We start from the raw sequence: 24282 nt of genomic DNA, 5'->3' as shown, positions 1-24282 counted from the left end.
CCCGCGAGGCTGCGTTCGGCTGCGAAGCAGTCGTGAATTCAAACACCGCAGTGCATCAGATACACCATATTTACCGGACTACGACTGCTGCGCAGCCGAACGCAGCCTCGCGGGCTCGACAGCTGCTACAGGCAGACAAACAAAAACGCCCCCGGCCTTTCGACCGGGGGCGTTTTCATTCAGCCTGAGTTAACTCAGTTCTTGGCTTTCTTGGCAGCGCGGGTACGCTCGCCTTCGTCCAGGATCTTCTTACGCAGGCGGATCGACTTAGGTGTCACTTCGCACAGCTCGTCGTCCTGGATGAATTCCAGAGCCTGTTCCAGGGTGAAGCGAACAGGTGGAACCAGGGCGATGGTTTCGTCTTTACCCGAAGCACGCATGTTGTCGAGCTTCTTGCCTTTGGTTGGGTTGACGCCCATGTCGTTGTCACGGCTGTTCAGACCAACGATCTGACCGTTGTAGATCTCTTGACCGTGTTCAACGAACAGCTTGCCACGCGCCTGCAGGGTTTCCAGGGAGTAGGTCAGCGCCTTGCCGGTTTCTACCGATACCAGAACACCGTTCTGACGGCCGGACATGTCGCCGGACTTCATGGTGTCGTAGCGATCGAAGATCGAGGTCAGGATGCCAGCACCGTTGGTCAGGGTCAGGAACTGGTTACGGAAACCGATCAGACCGCGAGCAGGGATGTTGTATTCCAGACGAACACGGCCTTTGCCATCCGGCACCATGTTGGTCAGGTCGCCTTTACGCAGGCCCATCTCTTCCATGACCTTGCCCTGGGATTCTTCAGGGGTGTCGATGGTGACGTTTTCGAACGGTTCCTGCTTCACGCCGTCAACCTGACGGATGATCACTTCCGGACGACCAACGCCCATTTCGAAGCCTTCGCGACGCATGGTTTCGATCAGTACCGAGAGGTGCAGCTCACCACGGCCGGAAACCTTGAACTTGTCAGCCGAGTCGCCTTCTTCAACGCGCAGTGCAACGTTGTACAGCAGCTCTTTGTCCAGACGTTCCTTGATGTTACGGGAAGTCACGAACTTGCCTTCTTTACCGCAGAAAGGCGAGTCGTTTACCTGGAAGGTCATGGAAACGGTTGGCTCGTCAACGGTCAGAGGCTTCATCGCCTCGACAGTGTCCGGGTGGCACAGGGTGTCGGAGATGAACAGCGAGTCCATACCGCTGATGCACACGATGTCGCCTGCCGCAGCTTCTTCAACGTCGATACGGTGCAGACCGTGGTGACCCATCAGCTTCAGGATACGACCGTTACGCTTCTTGCCGTCGGCGCCGATAGCCACGACCGGAGTGTTCGGCTTGACGCGACCACGAGCGATACGGCCAACGCCGATAACACCCAGGAAGCTGTTGTAGTCCAGTGCCGAGATTTGCATCTGGAATGGACCGTCACGGTCAACTTTTGGAGCTGGAACGTGGTCAACAATCGCCTGGTACAGCGGGGTCATGTCTTCAGCCATGTCGGTGTGGTCCAGACCGGCAATACCGTTCAGGGCCGAAGCGTAGACGACTTGGAAGTCCAGCTGTTCTTCGGTAGCACCCAGGTTGTCGAACAGGTCGAAGATCTGGTCCAGAACCCAGTCCGGACGTGCGCCTGGACGGTCAACCTTGTTGATGCACACGATCGGACGCAGGCCGGCTTCGAAGGCCTTCTTGGTCACGAAACGGGTTTGCGGCATAGGGCCGTCTTGAGCGTCAACCAGCAGCAGAACGGAGTCAACCATCGACATTACGCGTTCAACTTCACCGCCGAAGTCGGCGTGGCCCGGGGTGTCCACGATGTTGATGTGGTAGCCGTTCCAGTTGATGGCGGTGTTTTTCGCCAGAATGGTAATACCGCGCTCTTTCTCCTGGTCGTTGGAGTCCATCACGCGCTCGTCGTTGAGCTCGTTGCGCTCCAGGGTGCCGGATTGACGCAAGAGCTTGTCTACCAGGGTGGTCTTACCATGGTCAACGTGAGCAATGATGGCGATGTTGCGTAGATTTTCGATCACTTGTGTATCTCGATCAGAGGATTCGGTGTGCTGACAAGTCTTGGCAGCGATTTACAGTAGAGTCAGGCCTTGCCGTTACAGCTTGACGGCGGCGTCGGGGGGCCGGTGACGCAGGCCACAGGCAAACAGCCCCGGGCTCTTAGCTCGGTCGATAAACGCGCACATTGGCATGCCCCTCACTGAGCAAATGGTGGGCATGCAGGCGACTCATCACGCCTTTGTCGCAATACAGCAGGTACTGGCGAGTAGGGTCCAGTTCCTTGAAACGAGCGTTCAGAGCATAAAACGGCATCGCTTGTACCTCGATGCCAGCAAGCTCCAGCGGGTCGTCTTCGGCGGCATCCGGGTGACGGATGTCGATGATGATCTGACCGGCCAGCGCCTCACTGACTTCTTCAACCTGCACATCCTGGCCCAATTCGTCGATCACCCGATCGATCGGCACCAGCTTGGCGTTCTCGAGCGCACGCTCGAGCACTGCCATATCGAATTCTTTCTCTTCATGCTCCACGCGCGGACGCTTGGCGTGGGTCTTGGGGTTCACCGAAATGACCCCGCAGTACTCCGGCATGTGCTTGGCGAAATCGGCGGTGCCGATTTCGTTGGCCAGGTCGATGATGTCCTGCTTGTGACTGGCGATCAGCGGACGCAACACCAGCTTGTCGGTCACGCAGTCGATCACGGACAGGTTCGGCAGCGTCTGGCTGGAAACCTGGGAAATCGCTTCGCCGGTGACCAGCGCCTCGATGTCCAGTCGATCAGCGATCCGGGACGCAGCGCGCAACATCATACGCTTCAATACTACGCCCATATGACTGTTATCGACTTTGCCGAGAATTTCTCCCAGCACTTCCTCGAACGGCACACTGACAAATAACACGCGCTGGGAGCTGCCGTACTTCTTCCAGATGAAATGCGCGACTTCCATTACGCCCAATTCGTGGGCACGCCCGCCGAGATTGAAGAAGCAGAAGTGGGCCATCAGCCCGCGGCGCATGATCTGGTAAGCCGCGACGGTGGAATCGAAACCGCCGGACATCAGCACCAGGGTCTGTTCCAGCGCGCCGAGCGGGTAGCCGCCGATGCTGTTGTGCTGGCTGTGAATCACGAACAACCGTTTGTCGCGAATTTCGATGCGAACTTCGATTTCAGGCTGTTTAAGCGAAATCCCGGCGGCGCCGCACTGACGACGCAGCTGGCTGCCGACGTATTTCTCGACGTCCATCGAGCTGAATTCGTGCTTGCCGGCACGCTTGCAGCGCACCGAAAAGATCTTCCCGGCCAGCGAATCACCATAGTGCTGCTTGCACTTGGCAACGATGTCGTCGAAGTCGCCCAGCGGGTACTCGTCGACCTGCAGGAAATGCGCGATGCCCGGCATGCAGCTCAGGCGCTCGGTCATGTCCTTCAAGGCCTTGGGGTCACTGACGTGCGTTTCCAGCTCGAGGTTGTCCCACACGCCGTTCACCACCACGGCCGGGTCCAGGTCGCGGAGCACAGCACGGATGTTCTTGGCCAATTGACGGATGAAACGCGTCCGTACCGGGCGGCTCTTGATGGTGATCTCGGGGAAGACTTTTACGATTAGTTTCATGAAAACAGCGCGCGCAGGGCCAGCCGAAAAAGGGGGGCGCGGATTATAGCGGAAATTGCTCAAGGTTTAACCAGTTAATGTGCAGATGGTTTTCAATGCACCAAAACAGGTCATTTTTGAAATTGAACGCTACATTAAGGGGCGAGATTTCCTGTTTTAAAGCGCGTTACACCTTTATAAGCGTGATATTGGGGCAATAAACCCAAGTCGGGGCACTGGCATGCAATTTGCTCCCTTGTGAGGCAGGTTGCCAAGGCAGAGTATTCGCGCCGGCATCACCCACATTCTAAGGGCATCCATTACTAAGCCCGAAGCCACCCGGAGGACACTATGTCGAAGTCGGTTCAACTCATCAAAGATCATGACGTCAAGTGGATTGATCTGCGCTTCACGGACACAAAAGGCACTCAGCACCACGTGACCATGCCGGCTCGCGATGCGCTGGATGAAGCTTTCTTCGAAGAAGGCAAAATGTTCGACGGTTCCTCCATTGCTGGCTGGAAAGGCATCGAAGCTTCCGACATGATCCTGATGCCGGACGACACCACTGCCGTTCTGGACCCGTTCACCGAAGAGCCGACCCTGATCCTGGTTTGCGACGTGATCGAGCCTTCGACCATGCAAGGCTATGACCGTGACCCACGTGCCATCGCCAAGCGCGCCGAGGAATACCTGAAGTCCACCGGTATCGGCGACACCGTTTTCGTCGGTCCAGAGCCTGAGTTCTTCATCTTCGACGAAGTGAAGTTCAAGTCCGACATCTCCGGCTCGATGTTCAAGATCTACTCCGAACAAGGTTCGTGGATGTCCGACCAGGACGTGGAAGGCGGCAACAAAGGCCACCGTCCAGGCGTCAAAGGCGGCTACTTCCCGGTTCCGCCGTTCGACCATGACCACGAAATCCGTACCTCCATGTGCAACGCCATGGAAGAAATGGGCCTGGTCATCGAAGTTCACCACCACGAAGTGGCGACTGCCGGCCAGAACGAAATCGGTGTGAAGTTCAACACCCTGGTCGCCAAGGCTGACGAAGTTCAGACCCTGAAGTACTGCGTACACAACGTTGCCGATGCATACGGCCGCACCGCGACCTTCATGCCTAAGCCGCTGTACGGCGACAACGGTTCGGGTATGCACGTTCACCTGTCCATCGCCAAAGATGGCAAGAACACCTTCGCTGGCGAAGGTTATGCCGGCCTGTCCGACACCGCCCTGTACTTCATCGGCGGCATCATCAAGCACGGTAAGGCCCTGAACGGCTTCACCAACCCGTCGACCAACTCCTACAAGCGTCTGGTCCCAGGCTTCGAAGCTCCAGTAATGCTGGCTTACTCGGCTCGCAACCGTTCCGCTTCTATCCGTATTCCTTACGTGTCGAGTCCTCGCGCTCGCCGTATCGAAGCACGCTTCCCGGATCCGGCAGCCAACCCATACCTGGGCTTCGCTGCACTGTTGATGGCTGGCCTGGACGGCATCCAGAACAAGATCCACCCAGGCGATGCGGCTGACAAAAACCTGTACGACCTGCCGCCTGAAGAGGCGAAAGAGATCCCACAAGTTTGCGGCAGCCTGAAAGAAGCCCTGGAAGAGCTGGACAAAGGTCGTGCGTTCCTGACCAAAGGCGGCGTTTTCAGCGACGACTTCATCGACGCTTACATCGCCCTGAAAAGCGAAGAAGAAATCAAAGTACGCACCTTCGTACACCCACTGGAATACGAGCTGTACTACAGCTGCTGATCCAGTAACGCCCGCGCAAGCGGCGTAACAAAAAAGAGGCCTCCTTCGGGAGGCCTTTTTTGTGGGCGAACACTTATTATCAGGCCTACTGTTATAGGCATCATGCCCTTCCACGGAATGAAGAAGAGACGTCCCATGTACCTACGCTTGAGCCTTGCACTGTTCACCGTCCTGCTCGCCAACACTGCCTGCGCTGCCACCACTGCCACTCATGCTCCAGCTCCAACCCCGGCACCCGCGGCCCTCGCCCCGCTGCTCAGCACCATTCAGGAGCGACTGGTGATTGCTGACAAGGTCGCGCTGAGCAAGTGGGACAGCGGCAAGCCTGTCGAGGACCGTCAGCGTGAACGTGAAGTCATTGCCGATGCTATTGCCGAAGCGCCCTACTATAAATTGAGCAATGAAGCCGTTGAGCAGTTCTTCTCGGCGCAGATCGAAGCCAACAAGTTAGTGCAGTACGCGCATTTGTCCGACTGGCACGCACAAGGCAAAGCGCCCAACGACCCTCGCCCCGACCTCGTTGGCCTGATCCGCCCGCAACTCGACCTGCTGCAAACACGCCTGCTGCAGCAATTGGCCGATTTCACCCCGTATCGCAATGATCCGCACTGCCCGTCATGGCTGGCCAAAGCCAATAAAGCCGCGACCCAAGTGCCGCTGCGTGAGCTTGCGCTGGTACGCGCCACTGCCGAATTGTGCGGCGCCCATCCGTAGGAGCCGCATTTGAGCGAGATTTATTGATCTTTCGTGTCAGGGTGTTAGTGAATTGGGCCAACACTTAACCCTGGCCTATGCTGCAAACCAACGTTATCGATTATTGGGCGTTTTTCATGGGTCGTGGTTTTCTGTTCATCTTGTTGCTGATCGCCCTGCCCGCCCCCGCGCAGATCTACCGCTACACCGACGCCAGCGGCAATACCGCCTACAGCAATCAGCCGCCCGATGGCGTGAAGAGCCAGGCCGTCGAGTTGCCGCCACTCAACAGCATCGAACACCAACCACCGATGACGCCCGAACAACCACCCTCGCACGCAGACAAAAACGCCGTGTATTCAGTGCTGGAACTGACCGATCTGCCCAGCGATGAAGCCCTGCGCGCCAATAACGGCACCTTCACCGTCGGCGTGCAGATTCAGCCACGACTGCAAGGATCACATGTATTTAGATTGCTGCTGGACGACCAACCCTACGGCGAGCCAAGCAACGTGCCGCGCTTGCAACTGGTGAACATCGATCGCGGCGAACACCATCTCGCGGTGCAGGTGCTCGCCGGAGAAAGCCTGGTGCAGCAAAGCCCGACTCTCACCTTCACCGTGCAGCGGGTACACCTCCCGTGAGGTGCTGGATAATCACCCTGTGCCTGTGGCTGATCGCTGTGCCGGCGCAGGCCGAGGTCTATACCTACATCGACGCCCAAGGCAATCGGGTCTTCACCGATCAACCCCGCCCCGGAAACGCCAAGCGAGTCACACTGGCGCCAGGTAATCGCATGTCGGCCAATCCCGGCGGGGCAATATCGCAAGCAGCCCCCAAGAAGCCTGAGGAAAAACCACTGTTTCACTACGACATGCTTCGCGTACTCGTACCGGAACCGGACGCTTCGGTGCGCAGCAGCGCGGGGGAAGTGATCGTCAGTGTCACCAACGAACCCACCTTGCAACGCGGCCATCGCTATCGGTTGTTACTGGACGGCCAACCGACTGCCGATCCCGGCCCCAGCCCGGTGTTCGCCTTGAGCAATATTGATCGCGGCCCCCATCAACTGGCAGTGGAAATCCTCGACGAACACGGGCGGATTGTCGAACGCACAGCCAATCAGCCATTCCATATGCTGCGTATCTCCCTGGCGCAGAAGCGCCAGATCAAGCCCTGCACCCTGACCGATTACGGCCAACGCCCGGAATGTCCGCTCGCGGATAAGCCAGAAGAAGAAAAAGTCGGGATTTTTTCTTTCTTCTGAACCTTGTTCAGGTTTACGCACTATATTGGTGCATTCGGCTGCACCCTACCCATATTCCAACCCATTTTGGTTCGAAAATACCCGCAAAGGCCGGCAGAACGCCACGCAATCGCGCTTAAAACGCCTGTTTCAGGGCCTGAACGCTTCTTTTCGGAGCCTTGGTTTGGTTTTTGCATTTTCCTCGTATCAGCGCCCAGTTCACGCGCGCGATTCAGCCCCGCCTGAGCCGCCACGCTCCAAAAGAGGTCCTAATGACCATCAGCGACGCACTGCACCGCTTGCTACTCGACAACCTGACGACCGCCACCATTCTGCTCAACGCCGACCTGCGCCTTGAGTACATGAACCCCGCGGCGGAAATGCTCCTGGCCATCAGCGGCCAGCGCAGCCATGGGCAATTCATCAGCGAGCTGTTCACCGAGTCGACCGAAGCCCTTAACTCTCTGCGCCAGGCGGTCGAACAAGCGCACCCGTTTACCAAGCGCGAAGCGATGCTCACCGCGCTGACCGGCCAGACCCTGACCGTCGACTATGCGGTGACGCCGATCCTTAGCAACGGCGACACGCTGCTGCTGCTCGAAGTCCACCCGCGGGATCGCTTGCTGCGCATCACCAAAGAAGAAGCGCAGCTCTCCAAGCAGGAAACCAGCAAGATGCTGGTGCGCGGCCTCGCTCACGAGATCAAGAACCCGCTCGGCGGGATTCGCGGCGCCGCTCAGTTGCTGGCCCGCGAGCTGCCGGAAGAAAGCCTCAAGGACTACACCAACGTCATCATCGAGGAAGCAGATCGCCTGCGTAATCTGGTTGATCGCATGCTCGGCTCGAACAAACTGCCGTCGCTCGCCCTGTGCAACGTCCACGAAGTGCTGGAGCGCGTCTGTCATCTGGTGGAAGCCGAAAGCCAAGGTTGCATCACTTTGGTGCGCGACTACGACCCAAGCATTCCGGACGTGTTGATCGACCGCGAGCAAATGATTCAGGCCGTGCTGAATATCGTGCGTAATGCGATGCAGGCCATCAGCACCCAGAACGAGTTGCGCCTGGGCCGCATTACCCTGCGCTCGCGTGCCATGCGCCAGTTCACCATCGGCCACGTGCGCCATCGCCTGGTGACCAAGCTCGAGATCATCGACAACGGCCCGGGGATTCCGGCAGACCTGCAGGAAACCATCTTCTTCCCCATGGTCAGCGGCCGCCCGGACGGTACCGGGCTCGGCCTGGCCATTACCCAGAACATCATCAGCCAGCACCAGGGCCTGATCGAATGTGACAGCCATCCAGGCCACACCACATTCTCGATCTTTCTGCCACTGGAACAAGGAGCCACATCGACATGAGCCGTAGTGAAACCGTGTGGATCGTCGATGACGACCGTTCTATCCGTTGGGTCCTGGAAAAAGCCTTGCAACAGGAAGGCATGACCACGCAAAGCTTCGACAGCGCCGATGGCGTGATGAGCCGCCTGGCGCGCCAACAACCGGACGTGATCATCTCCGACATCCGCATGCCCGGCACCAGCGGCCTGGACCTGCTGGCACGGATTCGCGAGCAACACCCAAGGTTGCCAGTGATCATCATGACCGCGCACTCCGACCTGGACAGCGCTGTCGCGTCCTATCAGGGCGGTGCGTTCGAGTACCTGCCCAAGCCGTTCGACGTCGATGAAGCAGTGTCGCTGGTCAAGCGCGCCAACCAGCATGCCCAGGAACAGCAAGGCCTGGAAGTGGCGCCAATCCTGGCCCGCACCCCGGAAATCATCGGTGAAGCGCCGGCGATGCAGGAAGTGTTTCGCGCCATTGGGCGTTTGAGCCACTCCAACATCACCGTGCTGATCAACGGCGAATCCGGTACCGGTAAAGAACTGGTGGCCCACGCCCTGCACCGCCACAGCCCGCGCGCGGCGTCGCCGTTTATTGCGCTGAACATGGCGGCAATCCCCAAGGACCTGATGGAGTCCGAGCTGTTTGGTCACGAAAAAGGCGCGTTCACCGGTGCGGCCAACCTGCGGCGCGGACGGTTTGAACAAGCGGATGGCGGCACACTGTTCCTCGATGAAATCGGCGACATGCCGGCCGACACCCAGACGCGCTTGCTGCGGGTACTGGCCGATGGCGAGTTCTATCGCGTCGGCGGTCATGTGCCGGTCAAGGTCGATGTGCGCATCATTGCCGCGACCCACCAGAACCTGGAAACCCTGGTGCACGCCGGGAAATTCCGTGAAGACCTGTTCCACCGCCTGAACGTGATCCGTATCCACATTCCGCGCCTGTCAGACCGTCGCGAAGACATTCCGACCCTGGCCAAGCATTTCCTCGCCCGCGCCGCACAAGAACTGGCGGTGGAGCCGAAGCTGCTGAAAAGCGAAACCGAGGAATACCTGAAGAACCTGCCATGGCCAGGCAACGTACGGCAGCTGGAAAACACCTGCCGCTGGATCACGGTGATGGCGTCGGGCCGCGAAGTGCACATCAGTGACCTGCCGCCAGAGCTGCTGAGCTTGCCGCAGGATTCGGCACCGGTGACCAACTGGGAGCAAGCGCTGCGTCAGTGGGCCGATCAGGCGTTGGCGCGTGGTCAGTCGAGCCTGCTCGACAGCGCCGTACCGAGCTTCGAGCGGATCATGATCGAAACCGCCCTCAAACACACCGCCGGACGCCGTCGCGACGCTGCCGTATTACTGGGCTGGGGCCGCAACACCTTGACCCGCAAGATCAAGGAACTGGGGATGAAGGTCGATAGCGGCGATGACGATGAAGGGGATGAGGGTTAAGCCGCCTATAGATCTTCGCTGATCTGCAGATCCAATCGCGGGCAAGCCTTGCTCCTACCGTTTTGTGGTGAATCACACATCGATGATTCAACCCCGAACCTGTAGGAGCAAGGCTTGCCCGCGATGCTTTTAGAGGCTGCGTGCACCGCCTCAATGCACCGTGAACCGCAATCGCGCACTCCACGGCAAGCAAAATCCCGCCTCCAGCAACACGAAAAACCATTGCACAAAAAACACAAAGCCCCGGAATACGGGGCTTTCAGCGCTTCATGCGGGCTTTTTGTTGCTACCTATAAAAACCTGGCACGCCCCCTGCAATGGTCCAATCAGTGATTCGATTCACTACCCAGTTTCGGGGGCCTTGGTACAGGCAGGCCGGGGATTCCCCTCTTTACATCCGGGTTCATCACGCAGACCGCGACGAACCCCTCCCGTTTTGGGGAACCTTGGTACAGGCAGGCCGGGGATTCCCTCTTTTATTGCTCCTGGAGATGGACCTCCAACCGCCAGCGGTCATTGACCTCGCTACCGGCCCACTCCCCCTTCAAGGGGCGGGCCGCCACCAGCGTCAGCAACAAGCCCTTATCACTCAATCGCACCCGCCAGTTCACGTCCTTGCCGTTGAGCTTCAACTGGCCGTTTTGCGCCTTGCCCTCAGCCTCGAACAGCAACGCGACGCTACCGTCGATGAACTCGCCGTGGGTCTTCGGTTCATTGTTGAACCACACCACCAAACCATCCGGTTCGACCTCAACCTGCTGTAATACAGTAGGGTCCGGCTCGGTCAGGCGACCGATCATCATCCCGACCATGACGCCGACAATCGCCAATGAGGCCATCACCCGAGGGAATAGCTTCGGTCTCGGGTCCTCTTCAGGCGTAGAATGCCGTCCATCTTTACCTTCGGAGCCGTGCATGTTTCACGTCATCCTTTTTCAACCAGAAATTCCGCCGAATACCGGCAACGTTATCAGGCTGTGCGCCAACAGTGGCTGCCACCTGCATTTGATCGAACCGCTGGGCTTCGAGATGGACGACAAGCGCCTGCGCCGGGCCGGCCTCGATTACCACGAGTATGCCACTTTGCAGCGCCATGCTGATCTCCCAAGCTGCCTGGAAAGTCTTGGTCATCCGCGCGTGTTCGCCTTCACCACCAAGGGCTCCCGGCTGTTCCACGACGCCAGCTTCGCCGAGGGTGATGCCTTCCTGTTCGGACCGGAAAGCCGTGGCCTGCCAGCCGAGGTGCTGGACGCCCTGCCTGCCGAACAGCGCCTGCGCCTGCCGATGCGCGAAGGGTGCCGCAGCCTGAATCTGTCCAACACCGTGGCGGTGGCCGTGTACGAAGGCTGGCGCCAGCTAGGCTTCAAATAACCCCACTCGGCAGCTGCTACGACTCGACAACCATAAAAAAAGCGCCTGTTACGGCGCTTTTTTCGTTGCGGCATCGAACGCTTATTGAACGGTCTGTACGCCGTCTTGCTGCATGCGTTGCATTTCTTGCGCGTACAGGGCGTCGAAGTTCACCGGGGCCAGCATCAGGGCCGGGAACGAACCGCGGGTCACCAGGCTGTCCAGGGCTTCGCGAGCGTACGGGAACAGGATGTTCGGGCAGAAAGCACCGAGGGTGTGGCTCATCGAGGCTTCGTCGAGGTTCTTGATCAGGAAGATACCGGCCTGTTGAACTTCAGCGATGAACGCCACTTCGTCACCGTTTTTCACGGTAACCGACAGGGTCAGCACCACTTCGTGGAAGTCGGCTTCCAGCGATTTCTGACGGGTGTTCAGGTCCAGACCAACGCTCGGCTCCCACTGCTGGCGGAAGATCGCCGGGCTTTTCGGAGCTTCAAAGGACAGGTCACGCACATAAATGCGCTGCAAGGAGAATTGCGGTGCAGTTTCTTCTTCAGTAGCAGCAGTGTTCTGTTGGTCAGTCATCTCAGATCCTTTCTGATCTTGGGGTCTTGTAGGGTTTGCTGATCTTAAGGGTTCAGTCAGGCCGTGAGCAGCGCGTCGAGCTTGCCGGCGCGGTCCAGGGCAAACAAATCATCACAACCACCAACGTGGGTGCTGCCGATCCAGATCTGCGGCACGGACGTACGTCCGGCTTTCTGGGCCATCTCGGCACGCACCTGCGGCTTGCCATCGACCTTGATCTCTTCGAAGGCTACGCCCTTGTTCTCGAGCAGGTACTTGGCTCGGGAGCAGTAGGGGCAGTAATCGCTGGAGTAGACGACGACGTTTTTCATATCACTTCACCAGCGGCAGATTGTCGGCTTTCCAGCTGGAGATCCCGCCGGACAGCTTGGCTGCGGTAAAACCGGACTTCAACAGCTCGCGAGCGTGAGTACCGGAATGCTGGCCCAGGGCGTCGACCAGAATGATGGTCTTGGCCTTGTGCTTTTCCAGTTCGCCAACGCGAGCGGTCAGTTTGTCCTGCGGAATGTTCAGCGCGCCAACGATGTGACCGGCGGCGAAATCCTTGGTGGTACGGATATCGACAACCACGCCCTGGTCCTTGTTGACCAGCGCAGTCAGCTCAGCGGTGCTGAGGCTACGGCCGCCACGGCTCATCTCGCGAGCGATCAACAACGCCAGCAGTACGACGAAGATACCGACGAGCAGATAGTGGTTAGTGGCAAATTCAATCAGGTGAGCAACCATCAAGGAGGTTCCAGGGCGTTAAAATGTCGGCCAGTATACACAGCCACTATGGTGGGCCAAACCCCGTCCGGCGGTGACGCGGTCTGAACTTCGCTTTAAACTGCCACTCCCTTTTTCCATCGCACCTTTAACTTAAGCCAGAGTGGAATCCATGACTACCACGCCTAAACCTTTGGTCCTGATTATTCTCGACGGCTTCGGTCACAGTGAAAGCCAGGAATCCAACGCCGTGTTCACGGCCAAAAAGCCGGTCCTCGACCGTTTGTACGCCACCGTACCGAACGGCCTGATCTCGGGTTCGGGCATGGACGTCGGCCTGCCGGACGGGCAAATGGGCAACTCGGAAGTCGGCCACATGAACCTCGGCGCAGGCCGCGTGGTGTATCAGGACTTCACCCGCGTGACCAAAGCGATCCGCGATGGTGAATTCTTCGAGAACCCGACCATCTGCGCTGCCGTGGATAGAGCCGTTGCTGCCGGCAAAGCCGTGCACTTCATGGGCCTGCTGTCCGAAGGCGGCGTGCACAGCCACCAGGATCACCTGATCGCCATGGCCGAACTGGCCTTCAAGCGCGGCGCCGAGAAGATCTACCTGCACGCCTTCCTCGACGGCCGCGACACGCCGCCAAAAAGCGCACAGTCGTCGATCGAGCTGCTGGATGAAGCGTTCAAGACGCTGGGCAAAGGCCGGATCGCCAGCATCATTGGCCGTTACTTCGCCATGGACCGCGACAACCGCTGGGATCGCGTGTCCCAGGCCTACAACCTGATCGTTGACGGTAACGGCGAATTCAACGCCGCCACCGCCCAGCAAGGCCTGGAAGCCGCTTACGAGCGTGGCGAAAGCGACGAATTCGTCAAAGCCACCACCATCGGTGAACCGGTCAAGGTCGAAGACGGCGACGCCGTGATATTCATGAACTTCCGCGCCGACCGCGCCCGTGAGCTGACCCGGGTATTCGTCGAAGACGATTTCAAGGATTTCGAGCGCGCGCGCCAGCCGAAACTGGCCGGCTTTGTCATGCTGACCCAATACGCCGCCAGCATTCCTGCACCGGCAGCCTTTGCGCCGGGCAGCCTGGAGAACGTGCTGGGCGACTATTTGGCGAAAAACGGCAAAACCCAGCTGCGCATCGCCGAAACCGAAAAATACGCTCACGTGACCTTCTTCTTCTCCGGTGGTCGCGAAGAGCCGTTCCCGGGCGAAGAACGCATCCTGATCCCGTCGCCGAAAGTCGCCACCTATGACTTGCAGCCAGAAATGAGCGCACCGGAAGTCACCGACAGGATCGTCGACGCGATCGAAAACCAGCGCTACGACGTGATCGTGGTCAACTACGCCAACGGCGACATGGTCGGCCACAGCGGCGTGTTCGATGCCGCGGTGAAAGCCGTCGAGTGCCTGGACCTGTGCGTCGGTCGCATCGTCGATGCCCTGGAAAAGGTCGGCGGCGAAGCGCTGATCACCGCCGACCATGGCAATGTCGAGCAAATGTCCGACGAATCCACCGGCCAGGCGCACACCGCTCACACCACGGAACCAGTACCGTTCATCTACGTCGGTAAACGCAACCTCAAGGTTCGCGAAGGCGGTGTACTGGCGGATGTGGCACCGACCATGCTCATGTTGCTGGGCCTTGCGAAGCCTGCCGAAATGACGGGTACGTCGATTCTGGTGTGATCAAGGCTTTCAAACGCTGCTAAACCTGTGGGAGCAGCCGGGCGACGTTCGCCTGATCGCGATAGCAATCTGACACCAACTTCACAGTTGAATGTTAAGGCGCCATCCCGAGCAAACGAACGTCGCCCGGCTGCTCCCACATTGGTTTTCGGCGTTTTTCAGTCCAGTTATCACACAGCCAGAAATGGACGTTTTTTTTACAGCCTTGGCCGGGCATACTAGGCTGTCCTTTTTCCCCTGGTGTCGCCCGCCTTTATGCTTCGCGCCCTGATTGCCCTTGCCCTGACCTGCCTGCTCCATCCGGCGTTTGCCGATGAACGCGCGCAAACCCAACAACAGTTGGACGCCACGCGTCAGGATATTGCCGAGCTGAAAAAGCTGCTGGGCAAGTTGCAGGAAGAAAAGTCCGGCGTGCAAAAGGACCTCAAAGGCACCGAGACCGAGATGGGCAAGCTCGAAAAGCAGGTCGATGCACTGCAAAAAGAGCTGAAGAAAAGCGAATCCGAGATACAGCGACTCGATGGTGAGAAAAAAAAACTCCAGAGCGCGCGCATTGAACAGCAACGACTGATCGCCATTCAGGCCCGCGCGGCCTATCAGAACGGCCGTCAGGAGTACCTGAAGCTGCTGCTCAACCAGCAGAACCCGGAAAAATTCGCCCGCACCCTCACCTATTACGACTACCTGAGCCAGGCACGCCTGGAGCAGTTGAAGAATTTCAACGAAACCCTGCGCCAGCTGGCCAACGTCGAGCAGGATATCGCCCAGCAACAAGCCCAGTTGCTGGTGCAGAAAAGCAGCCTCGACAGCCAGCGTGACGAACTCGACAAAGTCCGCAAGGAGCGTCAGCAAGTCCTGGCCAAGCTCAACGACGACGTGAAAGCCCGCGACCAGAAGCTACAAGCCCGCGAGCAGGATCAGGCCGATCTGTCTAAAGTACTCAAAACCATCGAGGAAACCCTGGCCCGCCAGGCCCGTGAGGCAGAAGAAGCGCGACAAAAAGCGCTGATCGCCCAGCAGGAAGCCGAAAAAAAGCGTTTACGTGAGGCTCAGGCCCGGGCTGAGGCCCCTACTGATGCCCCACGCAAGCCCGTCAAGTCGACACCCGGCGCACTGGTTTCAAGTGCCGGCGAGTCCTTCGGCGGGCCCTTTGCTTCCGCCCGCGGAAAACTTCCGTGGCCTGTCGATGGTCGATTGCTTGCGCGTTTTGGTGAAACCCGTGGTGACGATGCCCGAACCAAGTGGGACGGCGTGATGATCAGCGCCTCTGCAGGCAGCCAGGTGCATGCCGTACACGGCGGTCGCGTGGTGTTTGCCGACTGGTTGCGCGGTGCCGGTTTGCTGGTGATCCTCGACCACGGCAATGGTTTTTTGAGTTTGTACGGCCACAACCAGACGCTGCTTAAAGCGGCCGGTGATGTGGTCAAGGCCGGTGAATCCATCTCCACTGTCGGTAACAGTGGTGGCCAGGACACACCTGCACTGTATTTCGCTATTCGTCAGCAGGGTCACCCGAGTGATCCAGCACAATGGTGCCGCGCGCAAGGATAGGCGTTGAGTCACCTACATTAGGAGTTCGTTCGACATGCTGCATTTGTCCCGCCTCAATTCGCTGGCCCTGACGATCGCTCTGGTGATCGGTGCGCCGTTGGCGTTTGCCGCTCAACCGGCCCCGGCGGTTGCGCCTGCGGGCACTGCTGCGACCACCAAGGCGCCATTGCCGCTGGAAGAGCTGCGCACCTTTGCCGAGGTCATGGACCGGATCAAGGCTGCCTATGTCGAACCGGTTGACGACAAGACCCTGCTGGAGAATGCCATCAAGGGCATGCTCAGCAACCTTGACCCGCACTCCGCCTACCTCGGCCCGGAAGACTTTGCCGAGCTGCAGGAAAGCACCAGCGGCGAGTTCGGCGGCCTGGGCATCGAAGTCGGCGCCGAAGACGGTTTCATCAAAGTCGTTTCGCCGATCGATGACACCCCTGCCTCCAAGGCCGGCATCCAGGCGGGCGACTTCATCGTCAAGATCAACGGCCAGCCAACCCGCGGCCAGAGCATGACCGAAGCCGTGGACAAGATGCGCGGCAAGATCGGCGAGAAGATCACTCTGACTCTGGTGCGCGACGGTGGTGCACCGTTCGACGTGACGCTGACCCGCGCGACCATCCAGGTCAAGAGCGTGAAGAGCCAGTTGCTGGATTCGGGCTACGCCTACATCCGCATCACCCAGTTCCAGGTCAAGACCGGTGAAGAGGTCTCCAAGGCCCTGGCCAAGTTGCGCAAGGACAATGGCAAGAAGCTCAGCGGCATCGTGCTTGACCTGCGCAACAACCCGGGCGGCGTGCTGCAAGCAGCGGTCGAAGTGGTCGACCACTTCATCACCAAAGGCTTGATCGTTTACACCAAGGGCCGTATCGCCAACTCTGAGCTGCGCTTCACTGCCACCGGCAAGGACGAAAGCGAAGCGGTGCCAATGGTCGTGCTGATCAACGGCGGTAGCGCCTCGGCCTCGGAAATTGTCGCCGGCGCCCTGCAAGATCAAAAACGCGCAGTGGTCATGGGCACCACCAGCTTCGGTAAAGGCTCGGTGCAAACCGTGCTGCCACTGAACAACGACCGTGCGCTGAAGATCACCACCGCGTTGTACTTCACGCCGAACGGGCGCTCGATCCAGGCCCAGGGCATCGTTCCGGACATCGAAGTGCGCAAGGCCAAGATCACCAACGAGCAGGACGGCGAATACTTCAAGGAAGCCGATCTGCAAGGTCACCTGGGCAATGGCAACGGCGGCGCCGACAAGCCAACCAAGTCCAGCGGCAAAGCCAAACCGATGCCACAGGACGACGATTACCAATTGGCCCAGGCCCTGAGCCTGCTCAAAGGCCTGAGCATCACCCGCGGCCACTGAGATGCGCTTGCGGGTCATCCTCAGCCTGCTGTGTTGTCTGGCGGGTGCTGCTCACGCGGCGCCTGCCGAGACGGCGGCACCACACAAGGCCTACCTGAGCCTGATCATCGATGACCTCGGGCAAAACCTGCCGCGCGACCGCCGTGTGCTGGCGCTGCCCGGGCCGGTGACCACGGCAATCATGCCCGACACTCCCCACGCTGCCGAATTTGCCCGCGAGGCCCACCACGCCGGCAAGATCGTCATACTGCACATGCCCATGGACCCGGCCACCGGCCCGTTCGCCTGGCATCCCGAACTCCCCATCGAAGAGCTGGAAAAACGCCTGAGTGCGGCGTTCAACGCCGTGCCCTATACCAGCGGCATCAACAACCACATGGGCAGCCGCATGACCGCCCAGCAACCGGCCATGACCTGGCTGATGGCCGAACTGCAACGTCGGCACAAGTTCTTTGTAGACAGCCGTACCAGCGCCCAGACCGTCGCCGCCGCCGAGGCGCAGAAGATCGGTTTGGCGAGTGTTTCGCGAGATGTGTTTCTCGATGACGAGCGCACCGAGGGCGCAATCTTCACTCAGCTACAGACCGCCATCAGCCTGGCCCACAAGCAAGGCTCTGCGGTGATGATCGGCCACCCCTATCCACAAACCCTGGCGGTGCTTGAGCGCGAACTGCCCAAGCTCAAGGCCCAGGGCATCGACTGGATCGATATCAAGTTGATGATCAGCGTGCGCAGCAACAAGGCGATGGTTGGGCACGGGAAGGATGGGGTTTACCGCTGAAAAGGATTCGCTCTTGTGGCGAGGGGGCTTGCCCACGTCGGCCGGTCCGCGCTCGGGCGAAGCAGTCGTAAAAGATACCCACTCGTTCTGTCTGAATCACTGCGGTGCTTGGTTTTAGGGCCGCTTTGCGCCCAAACGGGGGCAAGCCCCCTCGCCACAGGACCTTACAGATACCGCGCCATGATGTCGTCCACCACGCCTTCCTTGCGCAACTGATCCAGCGCGGCCTGAAGCCTGGCGACGATTTCGTCGGACACGTCTTTGTTCAGCGCCAGATAAAGCTGGGCACTGTTGAAACGCAGCACGGTCTTGAGGCCCGTCACGCCATCCTGCCGAGCGAGGTAACGGCCAGCAGGATCTCCCGTCGCCCAAAGGTCGATCTGGCCATTGACCAGCTTCTTCGCGTTGTCCTGATCGCGCAGCACCACGATCGGTTTCAGACCCTGCTTGGCCAACGTTTCGGCGATCGCATCACCTTTGTAGGCGCCGATCTTGTATTTGCGCGCCTGCGCCAGCGACTCGAGGGTGATCTTGCTGTCAGCCTTGGCCAGCATGATCCAGTCGTCCGGACCAATCGGGCCGACCCATTTGAAGAGTTTCTCGCGGTCCGGCAGTCGCGCCATGACGAACACGCCATACCCGGGTTTCTCCAGGGCGAGTTTGTAGATCCGCTCCCAAGGGAAACGCAGTGTCAGGCTGTAAGTGATTTCGGCGCGCTTGAACATCTCGCGGACGATGTCCACGGCGATGCCATCGATGTTGTCTTCCTGAGCGAAGTTCTTGCCGTTCTTCGCCATGTTGTACGGCGGGAAGTTTTCCGTCAGCAGCACCAGATCGGGGCCGGTTTTTTCTGCAGCACGTGCAGCGCCAGCCAGTAGTAACGAGGCGCTGGCGAGTACCAGGAGAAGACGTTTGAGCATGACGGTTTACCGGAATCCATGGCGTGCCCAAGCTTGCCCTGAGCCCGCCATGCTGTCCACTGGCCTTTATCGGACGCAGATACCGCGTTGCGCCATGTAGGCCTTGGCTTCCGGTACGGTGTATTCGCCGAAGTGGAAAATACTCGCTGCCAGCACCGCACTGGCGTGGCCTTCAAGAATGCCGTCAGCCAGATGCTGCAAATTGCCGACGCCGCCCGAAGCGATCACCGGAATCCCCAGCGCATCGCTGATGGCACGCGTGACGCCCAGGTCGAAGCCGTTTTTCATGCCGTCCTGGTCCATGCTGGTCAGCAGGATTTCGCCGGCTCCCAGACCTTCCATCTTCTTCGCCCACTCCACCGCATCCAGCCCGGTAGGTTTGCGACCGCCGTGGGTGAAGATCTCCCAGCGCGGGGTTTCACCCGGCAGTGAAACCTTCTTGGCGTCGATGGCGACAACGATGCATTGCGAGCCGAAATGCTGTGCTGCCTCGCCGACAAACTCTGGATTGAACACCGCCGCGGTGTTGATCGAGACCTTGTCTGCGCCGGCATTGAGCAGGTTGCGGATGTCTTGCACGGTGCGCACGCCACCGCCAACGGTCAGCGGGATGAACACCTGGCTGGCCATGCGCTCGACGGTATGCAACGTGGTATCGCGGCCATCGACGCTGGCGGTGATGTCGAGAAAAGTAATCTCGTCGGCACCCTGCTCGTCGTAGCGACGGGCGATTTCCACCGGATCGCCGGCGTCACGGATGTTCTCGAACTTCACACCTTTGACGACCCGGCCGTTATCCACGTCCAGGCAAGGAATGATGCGTTTGGCCAGCGCCATGGTAAGTCCTCAGCCTTTGTACGAATCGCAGAAAGCTTGCGCTTCAGCGACGTCGAGGGTGCCTTCGTAAATCGCCCGGCCGGTGATGGCGCCGATGATCCCCGGCGCCTTGGCGTCGAGCAGCGACTTGATGTCACCGAGGTTGTGAATACCGCCGGACGCAATCACCGGAATCCGCGTGGCGGCGGCCAGTGCTGCGGTGTACGACACGTTGCAGCCTTGCATCATGCCGTCTTTGGCGATGTCGGTATAAACGATCGCAGACACGCCGTCGGCTTCAAACTGCTTCGCCAGGTCGATAACCTGCACAGTGCTGATTTCAGCCCAGCCATCGGTGGCGACAAAACCGTCCTTCGCATCCAGACCAACGATAACTTTGCCCGGGAAGGCGCGGCAGGCTTCGGCGACGAAGGCCGGGTCTTTAACGGCTTTGGTGCCGATGATCACGTAGCTCACGCCCGCTTTCACGTAGTGTTCAATGGTTTCCAGCGAGCGGATACCACCACCGATCTGAATCGGCAGGTTCGGGTAGCGCTTGGCGATCGCAGTGACCACTTCGCCGTTGACTGGCTGGCCTTCGAAGGCGCCGTTCAGGTCGACCAGATGCAGGCGACGGCAACCGCCCTCCACCCACTTGGCAGCCATGCTCACCGGGTCATCGGAGAACACTGTGGAATCTTCCATGCGGCCCTGGCGCAGACGTACGCAGGCACCGTCTTTAAGATCGATAGCGGGAATAATCAGCATCTGGCAAACCTTTAAATTCGATTTTTCAGCGTTGCTCGGAAATCAGTTTTTCTCGAGCGCCCACAGGTCGCTTTCGATGCTTTCGAACCTCTCCTTGAGGTGCGCCTGCACATCGAAAATCGCCCTGTTGTAATAGTGCGGAGCAATTTCGCGGGTAAACAGCTCAAGAATTTCAGCTGCCTCGAACGAGCCAAGGTCAAGTTCGAAGCGGTCTTCCATGAAACGCTTGATCTTGCTGTTGGCCTCGTTCTCTTGCTCGGGTGTGAGCGTGAGGATCGGCGGCTTTTTCTTGACGGCCATTACCAGCGACCGTCCCACGCAGCGAAGTTCTGCAGCAATTGCAGGCCATGGGTATGGCTCTTCTCCGGGTGGAACTGCACAGCGAAACGCGAACCTTCGGCCAGCGCTGCGGCGAAGTCGACGCCGTAGTGACCACTACCCACGACCTGACGCGGATTGCCGGCGGCGATGTAGTAGCTGTGCACGAAGTAGAAACGCGCCAGGTCCGGAATGTTGTGCCACAGCGGATGACTCACCGTCTGCTTCACTTCGTTCCAGCCCATGTGCGGGACTTTCAGGTGTTCGCCGTCTTCATGCAGACCTTTGCCGAAGAACTTCACCTGGCCGGGAAACAGGCCGATGCAGTCGACGCCGTCGTTTTCTTCACTGCGTTCGAGCAAGGCTTGCATGCCCACGCAGATGCCGAGGAACGGACGGTCCTGGCTGACTTCACGCACCAGCGAGTCGAAGCCCAGGCGACGGATCTCCGCCATGCAATCGCGAATCGCGCCCACACCGGGGAAAACCACCCGGTCGGCTTCGCGAATCACGCTGGCATCGCTGGTGATCAGCACCTTGCCGGCACCGACGTGCTCGAGGGCCTTGGCCACCGAGTGCAGGTTGCCCATGCCGTAATCGATAACCGCGACCGTCTGCATTACAGAACGCCCTTGGTCGAAGGCATTTGCCCGGCCATGCGCTCATCAAGCTCGACGGCCATGCGCAATGCGCGACCGAAGGCCTTGAACACGGTTTCAATCTGGTGGTGGGTGTTGTGCCCACGCAGATTGTCGATGTGCAAGCTGACGTTGGCGTGGTTGACGAAGCCCTGGAAAAACTCCTGGAACAGGTCGACATCGAAGCCGCCGACAGTGGCGCGGGTATACGGTACATGCATCTGCAGGCCAGGACGGCCAGAGAAGTCGATGACCACGCGCGACAGCGCTTCATCGAGCGGCACATAGGCGTGGCCGTAACGACGGATGCCTTTTTTGTCGCCGATGGCTTTGGTGAAAGCCTGACCCAGCGTGATACCGACGTCTTCCACCGTGTGGTGGTCGTCGATATGCAGGTCACCCTTGCACTCGATATCCAGGTCGATCAGCCCGTGACGGGCGATCTGGTCCAGCATGTGCTCAAGGAAGGGAACACCGATATTGAATCGGGCCTTTCCGGTGCCATCCAGGTTGATCGAGGCTTTGATCTGGGTTTCCAGAGTGTCGCGCTCGACTGACGCCTTACGTTCGGCCATCACCAGCTCCGCAAAATCATTGGGCGAAAAAGGCAACCATTATAGGGGCGCGGACGCCAAACAGAAACACGCGAGGTGATATCCCTGACGGGCTGAACCCAATGCCGCCGGGGACATACCTGTCATGACATGTAGGAGCGTGGGGACGCCGAGTCCTTGCCCGCGATGACAGTACGCCTGACACACCGCGTTATCGTTCATCGCGAGCAAGCTTTGCTCCTACAAGGGGAGTCATGCGTTTAGTGGAACAGGACGGCAGTCTTCTGCAACGTCACCCAAACGCCCCACGCCAGCGGAATGCCCACCACCAGCCATGCGGCAATGGCCAACGGCACGCTGCCCGAGGAAGCTTTCCACTCCAGCACGGTGGTGCTGTCCGCGCCTTTGTCGTGACCCAGCGCCTGTTCGACGGCCAGCTCGGCATCGCTCATGAAGTATTTATCCGCCACCGGACGCACCAGCAGGTTGCAGAGGAAACCCAGCACCAGCAGGCCCGCAAGGATGTACAGGGTGATGTCATACGCAGCCGCGCGTTCGACGCCGATGCTCAACTGGTACTCACGCAGGTAGTTCACCAACACCGGGCCGAGCACGCCGGCAGCGGCCCAGGCAGTCAGCAGACGACCGTGGATCGCACCGACCATTTGCGTACCGAACAGGTCCGCCAGGTACGCCGGAACCGTCGCAAAACCACCGCCGTACATCGACAGGATGATGCAGAACGCCGCCACGAACAGCGCGATGTTGCCCAGATGGCCAAGGTTCGGGATCAACGCATACAGGGCAAACCCCAGGGCGAAAAACACGAAGTAGGTGTTTTTGCGGCCCAGGTAGTCGGAGAACGACGCCCAGAAGAACCGTCCACCGATATTGAACAGGCTCAGCAAGCCAGTGAAACCGGCAGCGATTGCCGCGATCGACGCCAATTGCGAAGCATCCAGCTGACCAAAGGTCAGATCGTTGCCGAGTAATTTACCGGCGAATACTTCCTGCAACAGCGGCGACGCCATGCCGAGGATGCCGATACCCGCCGACACGTTCAGGCACAGCACCAGCCATACCAGACGGAACTGCGGGGTTTTCCACGCGACGTTAACGTGCACATGGCGGTGAGTGATCATCGCGTTCGCGGCTTTTTTCGCTGGTGCGGTCCAGCCCTCAGGCTTCCAGCCGGTCGGCGGAACGCGGTACGACAGCGCACCGCCGATCATGAACACAAAGTAGATCGCAGCCATCACCAGGAAGCTCTGCCACACACCGACGCCAGCCGGCGAAGCGAAATGGCCCATCAGCGCAGCCGCCAGCGGAGCACCAACCATCGCACCACCGCCGAAGCCCATGATCGCCATGCCGGTCGCCATGCCGCGCTTGTCCGGGAACCACTTGATCAAGGTCGAAACCGGCGAGATATAACCCAGCCCCAGGCCTATCCCGCCGATGACGCCGGAGCCGATCCACATCAGCCAGATCTGGTGGGTATACACCCCCAACGCGGAAATCAGCAGACCGCCGCACCAGCACAATGCCGATACAACACCGGCCTTGCGTGGCCCGGCATGTTCCAGCCAGCCACCCCAGATCGCTGCCGAGCAGCCGAGGAAGATGAAGAACAAGGTGTAGATCCAACCGAGCATCGAAATCGGCCAATCACACTGGGACGAGAAAATCTGCGCAATGAAGCTCATGTCTGGCGCGCAGGCCACCGGCGCGGTCACGCCGAGGGCTTTGGACAACGGCAGCCAAAACACCGAAAAACCATAGGCCATGCCGATGCACAGGTGAATGGCCAACGCGGCCGGTGGAACCAGCCAACGGTTGAAACCGGGCTTGGCGATGATCCGCTCCTTGGACAGGAACGCTGACTGGGCGGGAATAATCCCCGCCTCGGTACTCGTGCTCATTTGTGTTTCCCCCAATTATTAGTATGGTTCGCCAGACACTCTTCACTCTCGGCCTTGTTGCACGCAGGCATGACCGTTTTATCGAGTAGAGCTCCGCTCGGCGCGACGACAGGTCGCAGAAGGACCGACGAACGGCAAAGATTACCATTTGCCCGTGACAGAAAAACCAAACTGATATCACCTTTTGTGTGACATCTGTTCCGATCACACACTAAAAAACCGTTTCACCCATTGACGGGTAT

Annotated in this window: 24 protein-coding genes; 11 read left to right on the top strand and 13 right to left on the bottom strand. The window is 59.2% G+C overall.

Features of this window, described 5'->3' with window-relative positions:
* Window positions 1-194 precede the first annotated feature (194 nt).
* Both typA and thiI read right to left on the bottom strand, forming a co-directional pair.
* Window positions 195-2015 carry a translational GTPase TypA gene (gene typA / locus AC1RJ3_RS00295; RefSeq protein WP_054595173.1) on the bottom strand — a complete coding sequence of 607 codons (1821 nt, stop codon included), beginning with the start codon at window positions 2013-2015 and terminating at the stop codon, window positions 195-197.
* Window positions 2016-2154: 139 nt separating this feature from the next.
* Complete coding sequence (gene thiI / locus AC1RJ3_RS00290; RefSeq protein WP_054595172.1) at window positions 2155-3609, bottom strand: tRNA uracil 4-sulfurtransferase ThiI; 1455 nt, start codon at window positions 3607-3609, stop codon at window positions 2155-2157.
* Window positions 3610-3939: 330 nt separating this feature from the next.
* Here thiI and glnA point away from each other — a divergent pair, with 330 nt between their 5' ends.
* From glnA to ntrC, 6 genes are all read left to right on the top strand, one after another.
* Entirely contained in the window at window positions 3940-5346 is a 1407-nt protein-coding gene (glnA, locus tag AC1RJ3_RS00285) for a glutamate--ammonia ligase (RefSeq protein ID WP_019691316.1), read from the top strand.
* A 135-nt stretch (window positions 5347-5481) separates the two neighbouring features.
* Window positions 5482-6060 (top strand): chorismate mutase, encoded by a 579-nt coding sequence (locus tag AC1RJ3_RS00280; protein ID WP_493076906.1) that lies wholly within the window; start codon window positions 5482-5484, stop codon window positions 6058-6060.
* Between the two features lie 116 nt (window positions 6061-6176).
* The gene (locus AC1RJ3_RS00275; protein ID WP_493076904.1) at window positions 6177-6683 is read left to right on the top strand and encodes a DUF4124 domain-containing protein; all 507 of its coding nucleotides are present in this window, start codon (window positions 6177-6179) and stop codon (window positions 6681-6683) included.
* Window positions 6680-7306: a DUF4124 domain-containing protein gene (locus AC1RJ3_RS00270; RefSeq protein WP_493076902.1), complete on the top strand. Its 627-nt coding sequence runs from the start codon at window positions 6680-6682 to the stop codon at window positions 7304-7306. Before AC1RJ3_RS00275 ends, AC1RJ3_RS00270 begins: the two co-directional genes overlap by 4 nt.
* 251 nt (window positions 7307-7557) lie before the next feature.
* Complete coding sequence (glnL, locus tag AC1RJ3_RS00265) at window positions 7558-8643, top strand: nitrogen regulation protein NR(II) (protein ID WP_054595169.1); 1086 nt, start codon at window positions 7558-7560, stop codon at window positions 8641-8643.
* Entirely contained in the window at window positions 8640-10076 is a 1437-nt protein-coding gene (gene ntrC / locus AC1RJ3_RS00260) for a nitrogen regulation protein NR(I) (RefSeq protein WP_054595168.1), read from the top strand. The genes glnL and ntrC overlap by 4 nt, the downstream gene beginning before the upstream one ends.
* A 476-nt stretch (window positions 10077-10552) precedes the next feature.
* On the opposite strand, the gene AC1RJ3_RS00255 is transcribed toward ntrC, so the two are convergent.
* On the bottom strand, window positions 10553-10993 hold the full coding sequence (locus tag AC1RJ3_RS00255; RefSeq protein WP_103320401.1) for a hypothetical protein: 441 nt from the start codon (window positions 10991-10993) through the stop codon (window positions 10553-10555).
* Here AC1RJ3_RS00255 and AC1RJ3_RS00250 point away from each other — a divergent pair.
* Entirely contained in the window at window positions 10992-11447 is a 456-nt protein-coding gene (locus AC1RJ3_RS00250) for a tRNA (cytidine(34)-2'-O)-methyltransferase (RefSeq protein WP_054595166.1), read from the top strand. The two genes, AC1RJ3_RS00255 and AC1RJ3_RS00250, sit on opposite strands and share 2 nt — an antisense overlap.
* 81 nt (window positions 11448-11528) lie before the next feature.
* On the opposite strand, the gene secB is transcribed toward AC1RJ3_RS00250, so the two are convergent.
* Genes secB through AC1RJ3_RS00235 form a run of 3 tightly spaced genes read right to left on the bottom strand, consistent with a single transcriptional unit; the run spans window position 11529 to window position 12737 of the window.
* On the bottom strand, window positions 11529-12011 hold the full coding sequence (secB, locus tag AC1RJ3_RS00245; RefSeq protein WP_493076899.1) for a protein-export chaperone SecB: 483 nt from the start codon (window positions 12009-12011) through the stop codon (window positions 11529-11531).
* A gap of 56 nt (window positions 12012-12067) precedes the next feature.
* Window positions 12068-12322, bottom strand: coding sequence for a glutaredoxin 3 (gene grxC, locus AC1RJ3_RS00240; RefSeq protein WP_019691307.1), 255 nt, complete (start codon window positions 12320-12322; stop codon window positions 12068-12070).
* 1 nt (window position 12323) lies between these two features.
* Complete coding sequence (locus AC1RJ3_RS00235) at window positions 12324-12737, bottom strand: rhodanese-like domain-containing protein (protein WP_054595164.1); 414 nt, start codon at window positions 12735-12737, stop codon at window positions 12324-12326.
* 151 nt (window positions 12738-12888) lie between these two features.
* Between AC1RJ3_RS00235 and gpmI the strand changes: the two genes are divergently transcribed.
* The 4 genes from gpmI (at window position 12889) to AC1RJ3_RS00215 (ending at window position 18104) form a co-directional block, all read left to right on the top strand.
* Window positions 12889-14418: a 2,3-bisphosphoglycerate-independent phosphoglycerate mutase gene (gpmI, locus tag AC1RJ3_RS00230; protein WP_493076896.1), complete on the top strand. Its 1530-nt coding sequence runs from the start codon at window positions 12889-12891 to the stop codon at window positions 14416-14418.
* A gap of 255 nt (window positions 14419-14673) precedes the next feature.
* Entirely contained in the window at window positions 14674-15969 is a 1296-nt protein-coding gene (locus tag AC1RJ3_RS00225) for a murein hydrolase activator EnvC family protein (protein ID WP_347928644.1), read from the top strand.
* 34 nt (window positions 15970-16003) lie between these two features.
* Window positions 16004-17323 (top strand): S41 family peptidase, encoded by a 1320-nt coding sequence (locus AC1RJ3_RS00220; RefSeq protein ID WP_054595161.1) that lies wholly within the window; start codon window positions 16004-16006, stop codon window positions 17321-17323.
* Between the two features lies 1 nt (window position 17324).
* Entirely contained in the window at window positions 17325-18104 is a 780-nt protein-coding gene (locus AC1RJ3_RS00215; protein ID WP_054595160.1) for a divergent polysaccharide deacetylase family protein, read from the top strand.
* 164 nt (window positions 18105-18268) lie between these two features.
* On the opposite strand, the gene AC1RJ3_RS00210 is transcribed toward AC1RJ3_RS00215, so the two are convergent.
* The 7 genes from AC1RJ3_RS00210 to AC1RJ3_RS00180 form a co-directional block, all read right to left on the bottom strand.
* Complete coding sequence (locus tag AC1RJ3_RS00210) at window positions 18269-19024, bottom strand: substrate-binding periplasmic protein (protein WP_347928642.1); 756 nt, start codon at window positions 19022-19024, stop codon at window positions 18269-18271.
* A 66-nt stretch (window positions 19025-19090) separates the two neighbouring features.
* Window positions 19091-19861, bottom strand: coding sequence for an imidazole glycerol phosphate synthase subunit HisF (gene hisF, locus AC1RJ3_RS00205; protein ID WP_054595158.1), 771 nt, complete (start codon window positions 19859-19861; stop codon window positions 19091-19093).
* Between the two features lie 9 nt (window positions 19862-19870).
* On the bottom strand, window positions 19871-20608 hold the full coding sequence (gene hisA, locus AC1RJ3_RS00200) for a 1-(5-phosphoribosyl)-5-[(5-phosphoribosylamino)methylideneamino]imidazole-4-carboxamide isomerase (RefSeq protein WP_054595157.1): 738 nt from the start codon (window positions 20606-20608) through the stop codon (window positions 19871-19873).
* A 42-nt stretch (window positions 20609-20650) separates the two neighbouring features.
* On the bottom strand, window positions 20651-20908 hold the full coding sequence (locus AC1RJ3_RS00195) for a DUF2164 domain-containing protein (protein ID WP_046815284.1): 258 nt from the start codon (window positions 20906-20908) through the stop codon (window positions 20651-20653).
* On the bottom strand, window positions 20908-21546 hold the full coding sequence (gene hisH / locus AC1RJ3_RS00190) for an imidazole glycerol phosphate synthase subunit HisH (protein ID WP_347928641.1): 639 nt from the start codon (window positions 21544-21546) through the stop codon (window positions 20908-20910). Before hisH ends, AC1RJ3_RS00195 begins: the two co-directional genes overlap by 1 nt.
* Window positions 21546-22139, bottom strand: coding sequence for an imidazoleglycerol-phosphate dehydratase HisB (gene hisB, locus AC1RJ3_RS00185; protein ID WP_019691294.1), 594 nt, complete (start codon window positions 22137-22139; stop codon window positions 21546-21548). Before hisB ends, hisH begins: the two co-directional genes overlap by 1 nt.
* Before the next feature lie 239 nt (window positions 22140-22378).
* Complete coding sequence (locus AC1RJ3_RS00180; protein ID WP_054595155.1) at window positions 22379-24040, bottom strand: OFA family MFS transporter; 1662 nt, start codon at window positions 24038-24040, stop codon at window positions 22379-22381.
* Window positions 24041-24282 lie beyond the last annotated feature (242 nt).

The organism is Pseudomonas sp. GW822-FHT04C11, assembly GCF_058800905.1.
The sequence above is the reverse complement of the archived record's forward strand: the minus strand, read 5'-3'. Positions and strand labels throughout refer to the sequence as shown.